16 protein-coding genes are annotated in these 16774 nt (G+C 46.9%); 11 read left to right on the forward strand and 5 right to left on the reverse strand.

Going from position 1 to position 16774, the window contains the following annotated elements:
• Positions 1 to 174: 174 nt before the first annotated feature.
• Both R7V76_RS08935 and R7V76_RS08940 read right to left on the reverse strand, forming a co-directional pair.
• Positions 175 to 1320, reverse strand: coding sequence for an amidohydrolase (locus R7V76_RS08935; protein WP_318092143.1), 1146 nt, complete (start codon positions 1318 to 1320; stop codon positions 175 to 177).
• Between the two features lie 15 nt (positions 1321 to 1335).
• Positions 1336 to 2244, reverse strand: coding sequence for a TIGR01777 family oxidoreductase (locus R7V76_RS08940; RefSeq protein WP_318092144.1), 909 nt, complete (start codon positions 2242 to 2244; stop codon positions 1336 to 1338).
• Between the two features lie 125 nt (positions 2245 to 2369).
• Between R7V76_RS08940 and R7V76_RS08945 the strand changes: the two genes are divergently transcribed.
• The 5 genes from R7V76_RS08945 (at position 2370) to R7V76_RS08965 (ending at position 8005) form a co-directional block, all read left to right on the forward strand.
• Positions 2370 to 3191: a RecX family transcriptional regulator gene (locus tag R7V76_RS08945; RefSeq protein WP_318092146.1), complete on the forward strand. Its 822-nt coding sequence runs from the start codon at positions 2370 to 2372 to the stop codon at positions 3189 to 3191.
• Between the two features lie 347 nt (positions 3192 to 3538).
• The gene (locus R7V76_RS08950; protein ID WP_318092148.1) at positions 3539 to 5266 is read left to right on the forward strand and encodes an ABC transporter ATP-binding protein; all 1728 of its coding nucleotides are present in this window, start codon (positions 3539 to 3541) and stop codon (positions 5264 to 5266) included.
• Between the two features lie 17 nt (positions 5267 to 5283).
• Positions 5284 to 7344 carry an ABC transporter ATP-binding protein gene (locus R7V76_RS08955; protein ID WP_318092150.1) on the forward strand — a complete coding sequence of 687 codons (2061 nt, stop codon included), beginning with the start codon at positions 5284 to 5286 and terminating at the stop codon, positions 7342 to 7344.
• A 59-nt stretch (positions 7345 to 7403) separates the two neighbouring features.
• Positions 7404 to 7718: a DUF1811 family protein gene (locus R7V76_RS08960; RefSeq protein WP_318092152.1), complete on the forward strand. Its 315-nt coding sequence runs from the start codon at positions 7404 to 7406 to the stop codon at positions 7716 to 7718.
• Between the two features lie 2 nt (positions 7719 to 7720).
• The gene (locus R7V76_RS08965) at positions 7721 to 8005 is read left to right on the forward strand and encodes a YfhJ family protein (RefSeq protein ID WP_318092154.1); all 285 of its coding nucleotides are present in this window, start codon (positions 7721 to 7723) and stop codon (positions 8003 to 8005) included.
• A 52-nt stretch (positions 8006 to 8057) separates the two neighbouring features.
• Here R7V76_RS08965 and R7V76_RS08970 read toward each other — a convergent pair whose 3' ends face one another.
• Complete coding sequence (locus R7V76_RS08970) at positions 8058 to 9041, reverse strand: metal-dependent hydrolase (RefSeq protein ID WP_318092155.1); 984 nt, start codon at positions 9039 to 9041, stop codon at positions 8058 to 8060.
• Between the two features lie 114 nt (positions 9042 to 9155).
• Between R7V76_RS08970 and mutY the strand changes: the two genes are divergently transcribed.
• The 4 genes from mutY to R7V76_RS08990 all read left to right on the forward strand — a co-directional run bounded on the left by mutY (position 9156) and on the right by R7V76_RS08990 (position 13087).
• Positions 9156 to 10172: an A/G-specific adenine glycosylase gene (mutY, locus tag R7V76_RS08975; RefSeq protein WP_318092157.1), complete on the forward strand. Its 1017-nt coding sequence runs from the start codon at positions 9156 to 9158 to the stop codon at positions 10170 to 10172.
• Positions 10172 to 10597 carry a hypothetical protein gene (locus R7V76_RS08980; protein WP_318092159.1) on the forward strand — a complete coding sequence of 142 codons (426 nt, stop codon included), beginning with the start codon at positions 10172 to 10174 and terminating at the stop codon, positions 10595 to 10597. The genes mutY and R7V76_RS08980 overlap by 1 nt, the downstream gene beginning before the upstream one ends.
• A 117-nt stretch (positions 10598 to 10714) precedes the next feature.
• On the forward strand, positions 10715 to 11257 hold the full coding sequence (gene ntdP, locus R7V76_RS08985; protein WP_012369561.1) for a nucleoside tri-diphosphate phosphatase: 543 nt from the start codon (positions 10715 to 10717) through the stop codon (positions 11255 to 11257).
• Positions 11258 to 11299: 42 nt separating this feature from the next.
• Complete coding sequence (locus R7V76_RS08990; protein WP_318092161.1) at positions 11300 to 13087, forward strand: ABC transporter ATP-binding protein; 1788 nt, start codon at positions 11300 to 11302, stop codon at positions 13085 to 13087.
• Between the two features lie 61 nt (positions 13088 to 13148).
• Here R7V76_RS08990 and R7V76_RS08995 read toward each other — a convergent pair whose 3' ends face one another.
• Complete coding sequence (locus R7V76_RS08995; protein WP_318092162.1) at positions 13149 to 14447, reverse strand: glutamate-1-semialdehyde 2,1-aminomutase; 1299 nt, start codon at positions 14445 to 14447, stop codon at positions 13149 to 13151.
• A gap of 174 nt (positions 14448 to 14621) precedes the next feature.
• On the opposite strand from R7V76_RS08995, the gene perR reads away from it, so the two are divergent.
• The gene (gene perR / locus R7V76_RS09000) at positions 14622 to 15044 is read left to right on the forward strand and encodes a peroxide-responsive transcriptional repressor PerR (RefSeq protein ID WP_251027441.1); all 423 of its coding nucleotides are present in this window, start codon (positions 14622 to 14624) and stop codon (positions 15042 to 15044) included.
• A gap of 16 nt (positions 15045 to 15060) precedes the next feature.
• Here the strand turns inward: perR and R7V76_RS09005 are convergent, their stop codons facing one another.
• On the reverse strand, positions 15061 to 15423 hold the full coding sequence (locus tag R7V76_RS09005) for a DUF2614 family zinc ribbon-containing protein (protein ID WP_012369565.1): 363 nt from the start codon (positions 15421 to 15423) through the stop codon (positions 15061 to 15063).
• 134 nt (positions 15424 to 15557) lie between these two features.
• On the opposite strand from R7V76_RS09005, the gene R7V76_RS09010 reads away from it, so the two are divergent.
• Complete coding sequence (locus tag R7V76_RS09010) at positions 15558 to 16427, forward strand: nucleotidyltransferase-like protein (protein WP_318092164.1); 870 nt, start codon at positions 15558 to 15560, stop codon at positions 16425 to 16427.
• The last annotated feature ends 347 nt before the right edge of the window (positions 16428 to 16774 follow it).

The raw sequence follows: 16774 nt of genomic DNA on the forward strand, positions 1-16774 counted from the left end.
CTTCAGTTGTCGGATAAGATAATATTACCTTCTTTTTTTAAAAAAGCAAGCAAATAATTTTTGTGAAAAAACATACGAAAACAAGACATTTTTTGCAAACGAAAAAGCCTCACTTTCATAACAAAAAAAGCCTATGATTTTCAACGGATTTCCGTTAAAATCACAGGCACTTTTTTAAGACATCGATGTCAGATGGATATGTTCAAAAACAACTTTTCCATCAATCATCGTCATTAAAGGCTTCGCGAGATAGTCGAGCGGGAAGTGACTCCAAAGGACGAGATCGGCATCTTTGCCGACTTCAATCGAGCCGACACGGTCCGCGACGCCAATCGAACGGGCCGGATTGATGGTGATGGCACGAAGCGCGATGTCGACCGGCAGTCCTTCACGCGCAGCAAGACCGGCACATAAATTTAAATACTGAACAGGTGTATACGGATGATCGGTCGTAATCGAGACTTCAAGACCATGTTCATGAAGAACACGATACGTTTCCCAGGTCTTGTTCTTCAGTTCGATTTTTGACTTTCGTGTAAAGGTCGGACCGACCGTGACATGTTCAATCGGTAATTGTTGCAGTTCTTTGGCCACAAGATGACCTTCTGTACAATGTTCGATCCGGACATCCAGCTCAAACTCTTCTGCAAAACGAATCGCCGATAAAATGTCATCGGCCCGGTGAGCGTGGACACGAAGCGGCATCTCTTTTTTGAGAACCCGTTCAATCATCCGGTGGGCAAAAGTATCTGCTGTCCGTTGCATCTTTACTTCAAGAAATGCTTCTCGCAACATACCCATGATGCCCATCCGTGTCAGTTCACCGGCACGACCGGCACTATGGACACGTTTCGGGTTTTCTCCAAGCGCAATTTTTAATCCGGCATATTTCCGTAAAATCATATCATCGATAAAACGGCCGTGTGTTTTGATGACACTCGTGACACCGCCGATGATATTCATGCTGCCCGGCATGACCTGGACCGTTGTGACGCCGTGTTCGATCGCTTCCTTGAATCCCTCATCAAGCGGATAGACGCCATCGATGGCCCGCAAGTGAGGGGTCATCGCGAAGATAGTTTCGTTGGCATCGTTTCCGACCGTTCCGGTTCCTTCGTCGTACAATCCGAGATGCGTATGGGCATCGATGAAGCCGGGAAGCAGGAAACGTCCTTCTGCTTCGATGACCCGTTCGTGTTCTTCGGCATCCAGCAATTCATTGATTTCATGAATTTTTCCATCTTTAATCCGGATATCACCATAAAAATTATCTGATGTGATGGGAAAGATATGTGCATTTCGTATTAAAACATCCAACATTTTTCAACCCCTGTATTAGTTTGTGTGCTCGAGATTTTGCAGTGCATCCTTTAGTTCAGCATACCGAAACTTGTAGCCGTTTTCGAGAGCTTTTTTCGGAATGACACGGGCGCCTTCGAGAACGATGACACTTTTTTCTCCGAGAGCCAGTTCGAGGGCGAAGCGCGGAGCCGGTAACCAGTGCGGACGGTGCAACACTTTACCAATCGTTTGACCGAACCGTCGCATCGTCTCCGGATGAGGAGCTGTAATATTGAGAGGACCTTCAACGGAAGCGGTCGTCAATGCGAACAGGAACAGTTCGACAAGATCATCGATATGAACCCAGGAAACCCACTGCTTCCCGTCACCCATCGTCCCGCCGCCGAATAATTGATAAGGCAAACGCATTAATGGATAGGCCCCGCCTTCTGTACTGAGGACGACCCCAATCCGCGGGTGAACGAGCCGGACACCGCTTTCGGCAATCGGTTGAGCAAGCTCCTCCCAAGCGACACAGACGTGGCTGAGGAAGTCGGCCGTCGGGGGGAGTGCCGTTTCTTCCGTAAAGGTTTGATGGCGGTCCTGACCATAAATTCCGACTGCAGAAGCCGATAAGACAACGTCAGGTTTTGAATCGAGTGCTTTGACAATCCGGACGAGTTCTTTCGTCGAGTCAATCCGGCTTTCCAAAATGACGCGTTTGCGCTCTTCTGTCCAACGTCCGTCATTGATCGAAGCACCTGCCAGGTGGATGAAGGCTTCCACATCATTCAGTTCTTGCTCCGGTGTTGCTTTATCCGTCAACCATTCCACGTAGCTGACGGATCCCGCCGCAGCTTTCGGTGAACGGGTTAAAATAACAATTTGATGGCCTTCGTTAAGTAATCGTTTCGTTAGTGCCTGTCCAATCATTCCGGTTCCGCCTGTAATCGCGATTTTCATGGCGTGAATCATCCTCTCGTCCTGTCTGTAGTAATACTTGTACATATGTTCCCGTTTGTCTGTTTCACTCAAACCTGATTCAACATGTTATCGTTGCAAGAGAAGATAAAAAAGGAGGAACCGACTTGAAAATCACACGGATTTCGACCCAAAAGAAAAATACGGAACGTTTCAATATTTACATTGAACGCGAAGGTAAGGAAGAATATGCCTTTGCCGTCGATGCCGATATTTTAATCAAGTATAACCTGCAACGGGATAAGGAACTTGACGATGATTTCGTCAAAGAAGTACTGACGGCGGAAGAGCAGCAAAAAGCATACCGTTTATCACTCAATCATTTGTCATACCGAATGCGGGCGACGAGCGAAGTCGAAGCGTACTTGATGGAAAAAGAGACACCGGAACATGCCGTCAAGCATGCCATCAAACGATTGACCGACCAAAAATATTTAAACGATCAACAGTTTGCCGAGGCATATACAGCGACAAAAAAAGCAACGACACCGCAGGGACCCGGAAAAATCCGGCGTGACTTAGAAGCGCTGAAAGTGAACAAAACGTACATTGATCAAGCGCTGGAGTCATTTACGGAAGAAGAGGAACTGGAAAAAGTATTAAAGTTTCTCCGGCAAAAACAAAAAGAACTGGCCCGCCGGTCAGTTCGGGAACTGAAACAAAAACTGCAACAAACATTGATGCAACGCGGATTTTCATCAGAGGTTTCAAAACAGGGGATTCAACTCGTATTTGAAGAGGTCGAAGCAGAGACGGAAGAATCGGCTGCTTTATACCAAGCGCGGAAATACTATCCGAAGTACCGGAATCTGGAACCGTTCGCCCGGGTGCAGAAAACACAACAGGCGTTGGTTCGAAAAGGATTTCCATATGCACTCGTGTCGGAAGTAATCGAACAGGTCAAGCAGGAAGAAGCGGACGGAATATAAGTTTCGGCTTCATTTTAAAAGATTAGACACAAAATTGACAATTGTTCGATAATTATGCTATTCTACGCTCAGATTAAGAAAAGGAGGAACCGTCAAATGAAACAGCCAATTGTAAACGCACTTATCAAACAGCTGAATATGGCGGAGACTCTCGAACTCGTATAAACACTATTTTCAGTGTGCGATTGACAGGGAATCCGTTCCCCGAGCACGCAGACCATATCGTCGATTCACATCGTCCTTAGAAAGGCAGATGGATTCTCGGACTGCTCCGGAAATCCGTCTGCCTTTTTTGCGTGCTTGGAAACAACGTAACACCATTATGAACGACAAAGGGGGGAACCATCGTGCGATTGTTTCGCCAACTCAGCTGGTTTCTGAAGGAACATAAAAAATCATATTTGATTGCCGTGTTATTGCTGATTGTGACCGGCTTCATCGACTTGACACCACCATGGTTGATCGGAAAAGTGATTGACGGACTGCGTTCCGGATCCATGGACCGGACAACATTGATTCAGTATGTGGTCGGTCTGACTGTTATTTCCATTACGTCCTTTATTCTGACGTATTTATGGCTTGCAAAATTATTCGGAACAGCCTTTTTACTCGAACGGACATTACGCAGTCAATTTTTCACGCATTTATTAAAGTTGACCCCAACCTTTTACCAACGTAACCGAACAGGGGATTTAATGGCACTTGCGACCAATGATTTGAAAGCGGTCGAACGGACAGCGGGTTTTGGCGTCCTGACGCTCGTCGACTCGCTGAATATGACGGCTATTACACTTGTCGTCATGGGGGTGGCAATCGATTGGAAACTGACACTTGCCGCCTTATTGCCGATGCCGATTCTTGCATACGCGATGAATAAACTCGGCAGTCAGATCCACGGCCGCTTCATGACGGCACAGGATGCCTTTGGCACGATGAACGATCAAGTCGTAGAGTCAATTTCCGGACTGCGGGTCATTCGTTCATTCGTTCAGGAAGACATCGATGTTAAAAAATTTGATGATGTCACGACGGATGTATTTGATAAAAACATGCATGTCGCAAAAATTGATGTTTTATTTGAGCCGATTATCAAATTACTCGTCGGAATCAGTTATTTGATCGGTCTATCGTTCGGGACGTACCTCGTCTTTACGAACGATATTACGCTCGGACAACTCGTCGCCTTCAATATTTATCTCGGGATGTTGATTTGGCCGATGTATGCGTTTGGGGAGCTGATCAACGTCATCCAGCGCGGAACAGCGAGTCTCGATCGTCTGCAGGCGACGATGCGGGTTAAACCGTTAATTTCATCGACTCCGGTCGTAGAGATTACTACTCCTGAAACGATTGTCTTATCGGATTTGACGTTTACGTACCCGGGAACGAAACAGCCCGCATTGCGCGAAATCAACGTGACGATCGAACAAGGAAAGACAATCGGGATTGTCGGTCCGACCGGTGCCGGGAAAACGACGTTGCTTCGCCAATTTTTACGCGAATACCCACTTGACCGCCCTATGCTGCAAGTCAACGGGGTCCCCTATGAAGATGTCGCTTTGGAAACGGTCCGGGGATGGACGGGTTATGTTTCGCAGGAACACCTTTTGTTCTCGAAAACAGTGCGGGATAACATCCTCTTTGGCGCCGGAACGGCAACGGAAGCCGAACTGCAGGAAGCAATTCGGCTGGCGTCATTCACAACGGACATTACCATGCTCGATCAAGGTCTTGAGACGTTGGTCGGTGAACGTGGTGTCACGTTGTCCGGCGGTCAGAAACAAAGGCTGTCGATTGCCCGGGCGATGTTGAAAAAACCGAAATTATTATTGCTCGACGATTCGTTGTCTGCGGTCGATGCAAAAACCGAGTCGCATATCATTGAAGCGATTCGAACCAATCGGGAGCAGGCGACGACATTGATTGTCGCACACCGTTTGTCTGCCGTTGCCCATGCGGACGAAATTCTTGTCCTGCAGGACGGTCAAGTGACAGAACGGGGTACGCACGAGCAGTTGATGGATCATAAAGGATGGTACGCCGAACAATTCGAACGGCAAAGTGAAGAAACGTAAGGTAGGAGGTGTCGAACGTGAAGGAAGAAGAATTATATCTATTAGATCCCGTTCGTCGAAAAACGACGATTCGATCGCTCGTCCGTTATGCGATGTATGAAAAACAAGCAATTTTCCTCGGATTATTCCTCTTGATTCTGGCAGTCGGAGCAGAATTGACCGGACCATATATTGCGAAAGTCATCATCGATGAACATATTGTTGCGATTGAAAAGGATTGGGTGGAAGTGAAGGACGGAGGAAGGGTCGAGTATGACGGGCGCCAGTTTGCGAAGACACAGGATGTCCCGTCTTCTGCTGTCATCCAATCCATTTCGGTTGTCCAATCGAAGAGCGGTTATTATTTTGTGCCCGAACAAGTCGTCAGCGGAGGAGAACGCAATGTGACCGGTGGAACGTTAACCGTCACGCGTGGGGATGAGACGTTTCGTTATCCGGGCGTCGAAAAACTGACGCAAGGGCAAGTTTATGATTTTTATGCCTCTGACTTAAAGGCGGTCGGTTGGCTGTCCTTGATGTATATCATTTTGCTGTTAATCGCAGCCGGTCTGAACTGGGTGCAACAAATCCTGCTTCAGCGGTCGGCGCATAAAATTGTCAAACGGATGCGGCTCGATGTCTTTACACATCTACAACGGTTGCCGGTCCGCTACTTTGACCAGACACCGATCGGAAAGATTGTCAGTCGTGTCACGAACGATACGGAAACAATCCGCGATTTGTACTTGGGTGTGCTCGCACGCGTCTTTTCGGGATTGATTACGATGGCCGGAATTTTAGTGGCGATGTTTTTCCTCGATGTCCGCCTCGGACTTGTTTCGTTGCTGATTATTCCGATCGTCTACTTCTGGATTCAGCTGTTCCAAAAACTTGCGACAGAAAATAACTTTAAAGTCCGGTCACTTGTCGCAGATATGAATGGTCAGTTAAACGAGAACATTCAAACGATGCCGATCATTCAAGCATATGCGCGGGAAAAAGAAGTGTTGGCGGAATTTGAACAGAAAAATGAAGAGAACTATCAAACCCGTTCGAAGTTATTGCGGCTCGATGCCTTAATGTCGCATAACTTATCGTATTTTCTGAAAAACCTGACGCTGGCCTTATTGATCTGGGTCGTGGCGGGTAAAAGTCTGACCGACGGAACATTTTTATCGCTCGGGATTTTATATGCCTACATCGATTATGTCTCGCGTCTTTTTGAACCGGTCACACAAATCATGAATCAGTTGTCGCCGCTGCAACAAGCACTCGTTTCAGCAGACCGGATGTTCCAACTGCTCGACGAAAAGGGAGAAGACGTCGGAAAAGGACGTTTACCCCGCTTCGTCGGACGTGTGGAATTCAAGCAGGTCGGTTTCAGCTATGATCCGGGGCATCCTGTTTTACAGGACATCGAAATTGATGCCCGTCCCGGAGCGACAATCGCTCTCGTCGGACATACGGGCAGCGGGAAAAGTTCAATCATGAATCTGTTGATGCGTTTTTATGATCCATCATCCGGTCAATTGTTGATTGACGGACAGGATGTCACGTCACTGCCGAAACAGGCGGTCCGCGATCATATGGGCATCGTCCTACAGGATCCATTTTTATTCACGGGAACGATCCGGTCGAATATCACGCTCGGCAACCCGGCGATTTCCGAAGAACGGATTCGGGAAGCGATCGTCGCCGTTGGGGCAGACCGGTTCATCGACCGTCTTCCTAAGGGTCTCGATGAACCTGTCATCGAAAAAGGCGCGACCTTGTCTGCTGGCGAACGGCAGTTGATCAGTTTTGCACGGGCTTTGGCGTTTGATCCGGCGATTTTAGTTCTCGATGAAGCGACGGCGAGCGTCGATTCGGAAACGGAAGCGATGATTCAGGATGCCTTATTGACGTTGACGAAAGGGCGTACGACCTTCATCATTGCCCACCGTTTGTCAACGATCAAAGACGCCGATGAAATCATCGTCCTCGACCATGGACGAATTGCTGAACGCGGTACGCATGACGAGTTACTCGCAAAACAAAAAATCTATGCCAAAATGTATGCGTTGCAAAGTAAACGCAATCTCGAATTGAAATCAAGCTAACTCCATCATTTTTCTTCTCCTTTTCGTATATACTAATGACGAAGAGGGGGAGTTTTTTTATGGAGACACGAATGAGCCAGTTATCAAAATATGAATTAGAGATGCTCGTGACGAAATTGAATGAGCAAAAACGTAAAGCGGAGCAACACGGTAACATGAGTGAAGTTGAGGTGATTATCCGCAAGATTGCGATTGCCCAAAGTTATCTCGTCGACGCAAGCCGGTTTGAGACAGGTCGCTTTTACCGGATTGATGGAGAAGATACACGATTTGAACTGCATTTCGTCAACGGTGTGATGGGCTGGGGACATTTTGAGGGGACGGTCAATGAAGTGGCGATTCCGCTCGCGTTGATTCAGGAAGAGGAGGAATGAAGATGGATCAAAATCGTACAGAAGCATTAAACGAATTGGCGGAAGAATTACAAGAAGTCAACGAGACCTTGACGCCGCTTGAGGCCTTGACGTGGGTCGAAGTCTTATGGGAAGATTTCGAAGCGACGCTTGCAAAGGCAGGAGAAAAATATCAGGGTGAGGCGGTTGCCGTTCGTTTCGTTCAGCAACAAATCAAGCAACATGGTCCGATGCTTCACCGTTTTAATACAACAAATGACAAGTTCAAGCATTTGATGATTGGGCGCGATGATCAGTCAATCAATTAAAAAAGAACTCGCGGTTCGGAAAAAAATTTTCCGAACATGGCGAGTCCTTTTTTTATAATGCAGGTACAAACAATTTTTTTTGCAACGTCCGTTCGCTGAAAACCCATCCTGTATAGGAACTGACGATTTGGCGTGACGTTGCATCAATCCGGACGACCGCGACGAACGGATAGACTTCTTTCGTGAAATAACGTAAGTTCGTAAACCGGTATTCGACGATTCCGTCTTTTCGAGAAACCGTATACGTATGAATTTTCGAAAATTCAAGGAACGCTTGTAAATCCGCGTTCTCCTTGACGATGTCATACAGTTCATCCCCATGCGGTTCATTTTTGATCCGGAAATTGCCGCACTCGACGACTGTTCCGGAATTAATCTTGACGACCGCATATTCATTTCGAAGACGTGCTGCGACATGCCACTCATCCCATTTCATGCCAGGAGAAATGAACAACTTGTGGGCTCCGCCATAATAACGGGCGGCCGTCGCCAAAGCATCGTTACGCAACTTAAATTGAACCGCGTAATAGATGATGACAATCGCAATCAAAATCGGGAAAATAACGATCGTGGCGCGGGTCAACAGCCAAATGCCGAACGCCCCGTAATACATCGTGAACAGATAAGGGTCAAATGTATTGATGACGCCCCAACCAATCCAGGTTTTCTTAAAGGGATGAAGCGCCTGTGTGCCGTAAGCATTAAACAGATCGACGAAGACATGAAGGGCGACAGCAATCTGTGCCATCAGCCATAATGAAGTAGGCGGAACGCCGAACAGGGCGCCGATGACGATCGACAGTAACAACGGCCAGGCAATCAAGGCGATCAGACCATGGGATTTACCACGGTGCTGTCTCAGGTAGGCACTGTTGCCTTTAAATTTAAATACAGTATCAAAGTCTGGAGCATGGGAACCAACCAACGCCGTAGTCGTAACAGCCGCAAACAGCGTAGCGCTTGCTGCGACATCCGGTTCAAGTGTGGAAATGGCGGCGAGGCAAAGTCCCATTCCGATATGCGTCCCAGTATCCAATGCAAATTCGCTCCTCTATCAAAGTATTCGAAATCATAATAAACGTAAATTGATTTTAATTTTTAGGGTTAATTGAACTTACTATAACGTATCAAACAGAAAAGAGGTAATATTTTGACTCTTGTCACAGAATATTTCAGAAACTTTAATAAACAGCATTTTACGACGGAATTGGTGCAGTGGTTCTTGCGGGAACAACGACAGTTACCGTGGCGTGAAACCAAAAATCCCTATCATATCTGGATCAGTGAAATCATGCTGCAACAAACACGGGTCGATACAGTGATTCCGTATTACCAGCGGTTTACGGAACGGTTTCCGACACCCCATGATTTGGCATCGGCCGACCAAAGTGAAGTCTTAAAATATTGGGAAGGCTTAGGGTACTATTCCCGGGTTAAGAACCTTCAAATCGCAGTTCAGGAAGTTGTTGAAAAATATGACGGGATCGTACCGGATGAAAAAGAGCGGTTTGAAAGTTTACGGGGAGTCGGTCCTTATACGACCGGTGCCGTTCTCTCGATTGCCTACGGCCACCCGGAGCCGGCCGTCGACGGGAACGTCATGCGTGTCTTATCGCGGGTCCTCGGAATTTATGACGACATTGCCGCACCGAAAACACGGAAAGTCTTTGAAGCGGCTGTTCATGAATTAATTGATCATGCGGATCCGTCAAGCTTCAATCAAGGATTGATGGAACTCGGTGCAATGGTCTGTACACCGAAATCACCGATGTGCGGACTGTGTCCGGTCAATGATGTCTGTTTTGCTTACGACCGCTCGGTTCAGGCGGAATTGCCGGTCAAAACAAAAAAAGGTAAAACACAGACGATCCGGTACGATGCCTTGGTCTATGAAGAAAACGGACAAGTCGCCGTTATGCAACGTCCGGATACCGGACTGTTGGCCGGCATGTGGCAGTATCCGTTGGTGGAATCGACGGATGAGCAACCTGGAATCCATGTCGGCAGCGTGAAACACATCTTTTCGCACCGGATATGGGACATTACGGTCTACCGTGTGGCGACACAACCGGAAGGAACCGTTCTGATGGATGAACAGACATACGACAAGCAACCGATTTCGGTCGCCCAAATGAAGATTGATCGCCTATTAAAGGAGGAACTCTGATGAATCGTTTTTATACAGAAACGAAAGTGCCGGCGACAAAAGACCAAGCCTGGTTCTTTTTAGGTGATGCGAAAGCCTTGACGGGAATGACGACGTTCCCGAAAGTGCAGACGACCGGAGACACACGGACATATGCCGGCAATACGATTCAGCTGAAGGTCGGCGTTCCGCCGGTTTTTGTGAAATGGGATTCGATCATTCCAATGGTCGGAAGTGATTTGTTCATCGATGTCGGAGTCAAAGTTCCGTTCCCTTTTTCCGCCTGGTGCCACACGCACCGTGTCGAAGAGCGCCCGGACGGCGTCTATATGATTGATGACTTAGTTTATAAATCGTATTTACCGAAAGTACTGGTGGATTTATTTATTTTGAAACCGATGTTTGAGCAACGGAAACAGGCGATTTTACATCATTTTTCAAGTTAAATACCAGTCATTTTCCTGAAAAAATAGCCTTTCGTTTTTCATGTGTTCTGAAAATGGGTATAATAAGCACGAGAGTATTGAAAAAACTGAATAAAAAGCTTCAGAAAGGAGTAGCACATGAGTCGATTCCCAAAAGAAAGTAGCAAGATTGAGATTCAAAGTTTCAAACATAACGGCAGCTTACACAGAGTTTGGGAAGAAACGCTCGTGCTTAAATCGACGGAAGAAGAATTGATTGGATTCAATGACCGGATCATGGTCAGTGAATCGGATGGTCGTCAGTGGCGGACACGCGAACCCGCGATTTGTTATTTTTCGACAGAACTTTGGTTTAATGTAATCTGTATGATTCGTGAAGACGGCATCTACTATTACTGCAACTTAGGTTCACCTTCGACGTTTGATGAAAAGGATCGAGCAGTCAAGTACATTGATTATGATTTAGATATCAAAGTCTATCCGGACATGTCTTACATGATTTTGGATGAGGATGAGTACGAGAAACATCGCCGCGAGATGAACTATCCGAAAGCGATTGATCGTATTCTGAAAGACAACGTTCAGATTTTGATTCAATGGATCCGCAGTCGCAAGGGTCCGTTTAATCCAGCTTTCGTTGAAACGTGGTATCGTGAATACGAAACAAGATATCGGAGATGATGGTTCGCCATCGTCTTTTTTTAGTGGAAAGAAGGGAAACACATGAGTAAAGCAAAGCAAAAACAGTTAAAAAAGAAGGGTTCCATCCGGCGGTACATGGAATTCGTCAAACCGTATAAAAAACAAATTCTTTTGACGGTATTCGTCGGGATCATCAAATTTTCGATTCCGCTCGGATTGCCACTTCTCTACAAGTACATCATCGACAACCTGCTCGATAATCAAACGGTTCCGCTTGCGGAGCGCAGTAAAGAACTTGCCTATTTGATCGGGGCCGGATTCTTTGTCTTCCTCGTCATCAAACCGCCGCTAGAATACATCCGGCAGTATTTGGCGCAGTGGTCGGCGTCAAAAATTCTATTTGATGTCCGTAACCGTCTGTTCGACCATGTTCAGAAATTGTCACTCCGCTTTTATTCAAATACGAAAACCGGCGAAGTCATCTCCCGGATCATCAATGATGTCGAACAGACAAAGGATTTTGTCGTTACCGGGTTGATGAACTTATGGCTCGACATGATTACGATTTTGATTGCGATCGCCATCATGTGGACAATTGATCCGAAGCTGACGCTTGTCGCCATCATTCCGTTGCCGTTTTATGCACTCGCGGTCAAGTTCTTTTATGGACGACTCCGCAGTCTGACACGTGACCGTTCCGCGGCACTTGCTGAACTGCAGGGACACTTAACGGAACGGGTCAACGGCATGGCCGTCATCCGCAGTTTTGCACTGGAACCTCATGAAAATCAAGCGTTCAAGAAACAAAATGACGGCTTCTTGACGGCGGCATTACGTCAAACGAACTGGAATGCCCGGACGTACGTCGTCGTTTCGACGATTACCGATTTTGCTCCGATTCTGATTTTCGGTGCAGCGGCTTTCCTTGTTCTGAACGGTCAGGAATCACTTGGGACGATGGTCGCTTTCATCGCCTATATCGATCGTCTGTATGCACCGCTCGGTCGTCTCGTGAACTCTTCAACGACATTGACGCAGTCGATTGCCTCGATGGACCGGATGTTTGAATTTTTGGATGAGCCGTATGACATTACGGAAAAAGCCAATGCGAAAAATCCGGTTGCTGTCAAAGGGAACGTCCAGTTTGAAAATATCAGCTTCTCCTATGAAGAAGGTGGCGAACGGGCGATTGACCGGTTGACGCTCGATGTACAGGCGGGAGAACGGATTGCCTTCGTCGGGATGTCGGGCGGCGGGAAATCCACGCTTGTCAGTCTGATTCCTAGATTTTACGATGTCTCGTCCGGACGGATCACGCTTGACGGAGTCGATATTCGTGATTTGAAGTTACGTGGTTTACGCGATCAAATCGGAATGGTTATGCAGGAGTCGATTCTGTTCAGTGAATCGGTCGAAATGAACATTAAGATGGGGAATCCCGAGGCGACGGATGAAGAGGTGGTCGCGGCAGCGAAGGCAGCCAATGCCCATGAGTTCATCGAACGGTTGGCGGACGGCTATAAAACACCGGTCGGCGAACGGGGGGTCAAATTATCAGGCGGTCAAAAACAACGTCTGGCAATTGCCCGGGTCTTCCTTAAAAATCCACCGATTTTGATTTTGGATGAAGCGACGAGTGCCTTGGATCTCGAAAGTGAATCGATGATTCAAGATTCGCTTGCCCGTCTTGCAAAAGGACGGACGACGTTTACCGTTGCCCACCGTCTTTCGACGATCACCGATGCCGATAAGATCGTCGTCATTGAAAACGGTCAAATCACAGAAATGGGACGTCACGAAGAACTGATGCGAAAACGCGGCGCTTATTTTGAACTGTATGCGATTCAAAATCTTGAGCTGGTTGAATGAAAAAAGGCTGTTCCGCGAAAAAACGGAACAGCCTTTTTGTATGTTTGTATGAAGGCTTGATTTACAGTTGGGCAAACGCGCGGTTGACAGCAACGATTGTTTCGTCGATGTCTGCTTCCGTATGAGCCGTTGTCAAGAACCAGGCTTCGTATTTCGAAGGAGCAAGATTGACGCCTTGTTCGAGCATTAATTTGAAGAAACGGCCGAACATTTCACTGTCGGCACGTTCTGCACCCAAATAGTCGACGACCGTTTCGTCCGTGAAGTAGACCGTTAATGCTCCTTTGAGACGGTTGATTGTGATCGTGACGCTATGTGTGTCGGCAGCTTCTAAAATGCCTTGTTCAAGTTTTGCACCGAGGCGGTCGAACTGTTCATACACGCCCGGCTGTTCGAGTAATTCGAGGCAGGCGATACCGGCTGCCATCGAAGCCGGATTTCCTGCCATCGTACCTGCCTGATACGCCGGACCAAGCGGAGCAACGTGTTCCATGATATCCTGGCGTCCGCCGTAAGCACCGATCGGGAGACCGCCGCCGATGATTTTTCCGAGTGCCGTCATGTCCGGGCGGATGTTTAGAAGTTCCTGGGCACTGCCGTACGTAAAGCGGAAAGCCGTGATGACTTCATCATAGATGACGAGTGCGCCGTGTTCATGCGTAATTTCGTTGATGGCCTCGAGGAACCCGGGTTGCGGTTCGACGATGCCGAAGTTCCCGACAATCGGTTCAACGAGAACGCAGGCGACCTGATCGCCCCATTCTGCCATGATTTGACGATAGGATTCGATATCGTTGAACGGTGTCGTAATGACCTCTTTTGCTGTTGCTTTCGTCACACCGGCTGAATCGGGTGAACCGAGTGTTGCCGGACCGCTTCCTGCTGCAATCAGCATCAAGTCGGAATGACCGTGATAACAACCGCTGAACTTGACGACGAGTTCACGTCCTGTGTAAGCACGTGCGACACGGATCGTCGTCATGACGGCTTCCGTCCCTGAGTTTGTGAACCGGACCTTCTCTAAAGAAGGAATCGCCTGTTGCAGTTTATGGGCAAAGTCGATTTCCAGACGATGGGGTGTTCCGTATAATAGCCCGTTGCGCGAAGCATTTGTGATCGCTTCCGTAATATGTGGATGTCCGTGACCGGTAATGATCGGACCGTAAGCTGCTAAGTAATCGATGTAGCGGTTGCCGTCGACATCATAGAAGTAAGCTCCTTCTCCGCGTTCCATATAGACGGGCGCACCGCCTCCGACTGCTTTATATGAACGGGATGGGCTGTTTACACCTCCGACGATACATTTTTGGGCTACCTCATATAATGATTCCGAAGTAGGGCGTTTTGCGTGAGTTGACATGATGATTCCTCCAATCATTGATACGTGAAAAATATCACGATATGATTGTATCATGTCCGTCAAACGTGGAGCAGAGCCGTTGACGGAAAGGAAGAATGTAGGTAGACTAATTATAAAGATTACAATCTAATAATCAATGAAAGATAGAAATGAGGGGATGACGTGGCGAACGAGATGCTAGATGATGCAGTACGCTCTTTACGTGAATCAGGCGTTCGGATGACACCACAACGTCATGCGATTTTGGAATATTTAACGACGGGACATACACATCCGACGGCAGATGAAATTTATCGTGCGCTCGAACATCGTTTTCCAAATATGAGTGTGGCGACAGTTTATAATAATCTACGGGTCTTCCGTGAAAAAGGAATCGTAGAGGAGATGAATTACGGAGATGCTTCAAGTCGTTTTGATTTCGTTACGACGCGTCATTACCATATGATTTGCGAAGGATGCGGAAAAATCGTCGACTTCAATTACCCTGTCCTGGATGACGTCGAGACCGTTGCGGCGCATTTAACAGGCTTTAAAGTAGACCGCCACCGTCTTGAGGTTTACGGGACTTGCCCGGATTGCCAATCGAACGTGCATTAAAAAAACGAGCTTCCTTTTAACGGGGAGCTCGTTTACTGTGTTTGTTGTACTTTTCATCGAATTCTTTTCCTTCAAGGTTACGATCCATCGTCAGAGGTTCGTCGCAGTGCATACATAAATCAACGCGTCCGAGGACTTTCGTTTCTTTACCGCAATTCGGGCAGGTGACGACGGCAGCTTTCGTCGAAGTAAGTCCGATCAGGAAATAGAGCGCTGTGCTGGCAAGGACCATGACAAACCCGACAAGCATGAGGATGACCATGATGATTTCGAATTGTTTTAACAAAAGACCGCCATACATGACAAGCATTCCGCCGAATACGAGGAACATTGCCAAGTTACGGGCCCGGTTTATTTTATTCTTACGTTGTTTTTTCACATGAATTCCCCCTGTAGTCAGTCTAGCATATTGTTCGATCGAGTCAGAAGCAGGAACGATTGATTTTTTGTCGAAAATGGTAACGGACGAATGATCAGAGTAACGAGTACGGAGTAAAGAAGGGTGAGAAGGAAATGGAACAGGTAACACGAACAATTTATTCGGAATATGCGGCTTATCCGGAGACACAGGGAATCATCGCCGTTGAGAAAAGACAACCAAGAGACTCTTTAACCGATCAATTTGATGTTTTACTGTTAGTCATTACACGAGATCCTTCCGTCGAGTGGACCGTTAAGCATTATCGATTGAATACATTGCGGGTTTCGTTACACCTTGTGCATGAACAAGTCCTCTCCCGTTGGTTAATCTTAAATGCAAATCGCCGAGCCGTCCATTGGGTGTCGGAAGGAACTATCATTTTTGAACGGAATGATTACTTAACGGATTTGAAAAAACAATTACGTAATTTCCCGGAGACAGAACGTTGCTTACAGATGTCGTTGTCATTCGCCAAATTACTGCGTCGTTTTCAGGATGGACGGAATCTGTTTAGCCGCGGGAATTATTATGATGCTTATACGCATGTCCATCATGCATTGCATCATCTGGCCCGGCTTTCCGTTCTCGAAAAGGGAGCGCATCCGGAAGTCGTCGTTTGGGAACAGGCCCGGTTGGACGATCCGGATGTCTATAAGTTATATGAACAACTTCTATTGAGTGAAGAAACACTGGAACAACGGATTCACTTGGCGTTAATCGGATTAGAACATCTGCTGCAGTCAAAAGTGTTGTCCGGTGGTAAATACTTATTCGAAGTCATGCGAGAGCGAGATCGTCCTTGGACGATGCATGAGTTGATGGAAGAAAGTCGTCTGACAGAATTGAAGGTTGATTTAGGAAGCCTGGTTGATTTTTTCATTCGGAAAGGATTGATCCGAATTTCGTATCAACGGACAAAAGGACTTGGTGTGGAACTCGTGACATACGAACCGGTCGTGTGACAGACCGGTTTTTTGTTTTTTTAAAATAAATATAGAACCAGCATATATAGAAGAAAAAAATAACGAAAAGAAAAATCAAGAAAAAGCATTGACGTTATTATCTCGAGATAGTATATTAATACATGTCGACAGGCACACGCCATTGACGCGATGAAAAAAACAAGAAAAAAACGGTTGACGCATAAGTTATTCCGTGATATCTTATTAAAGTCGCTGAAAACGACACGACGAACTTTGAAAACTGAACGATGAGGCAAAAAACGTATCTTCGGATACAAACAATGAATGAAGCGCAAGCTTCGTCAACGTGACTCCGGTCACAAAAACGAGCAAGTCAAACACTTTAT

The organism is Exiguobacterium artemiae (assembly GCF_033342815.1).
GTDB lineage: Bacteria > Bacillota > Bacilli > Exiguobacteriales > Exiguobacteriaceae > Exiguobacterium_A > Exiguobacterium_A artemiae_A.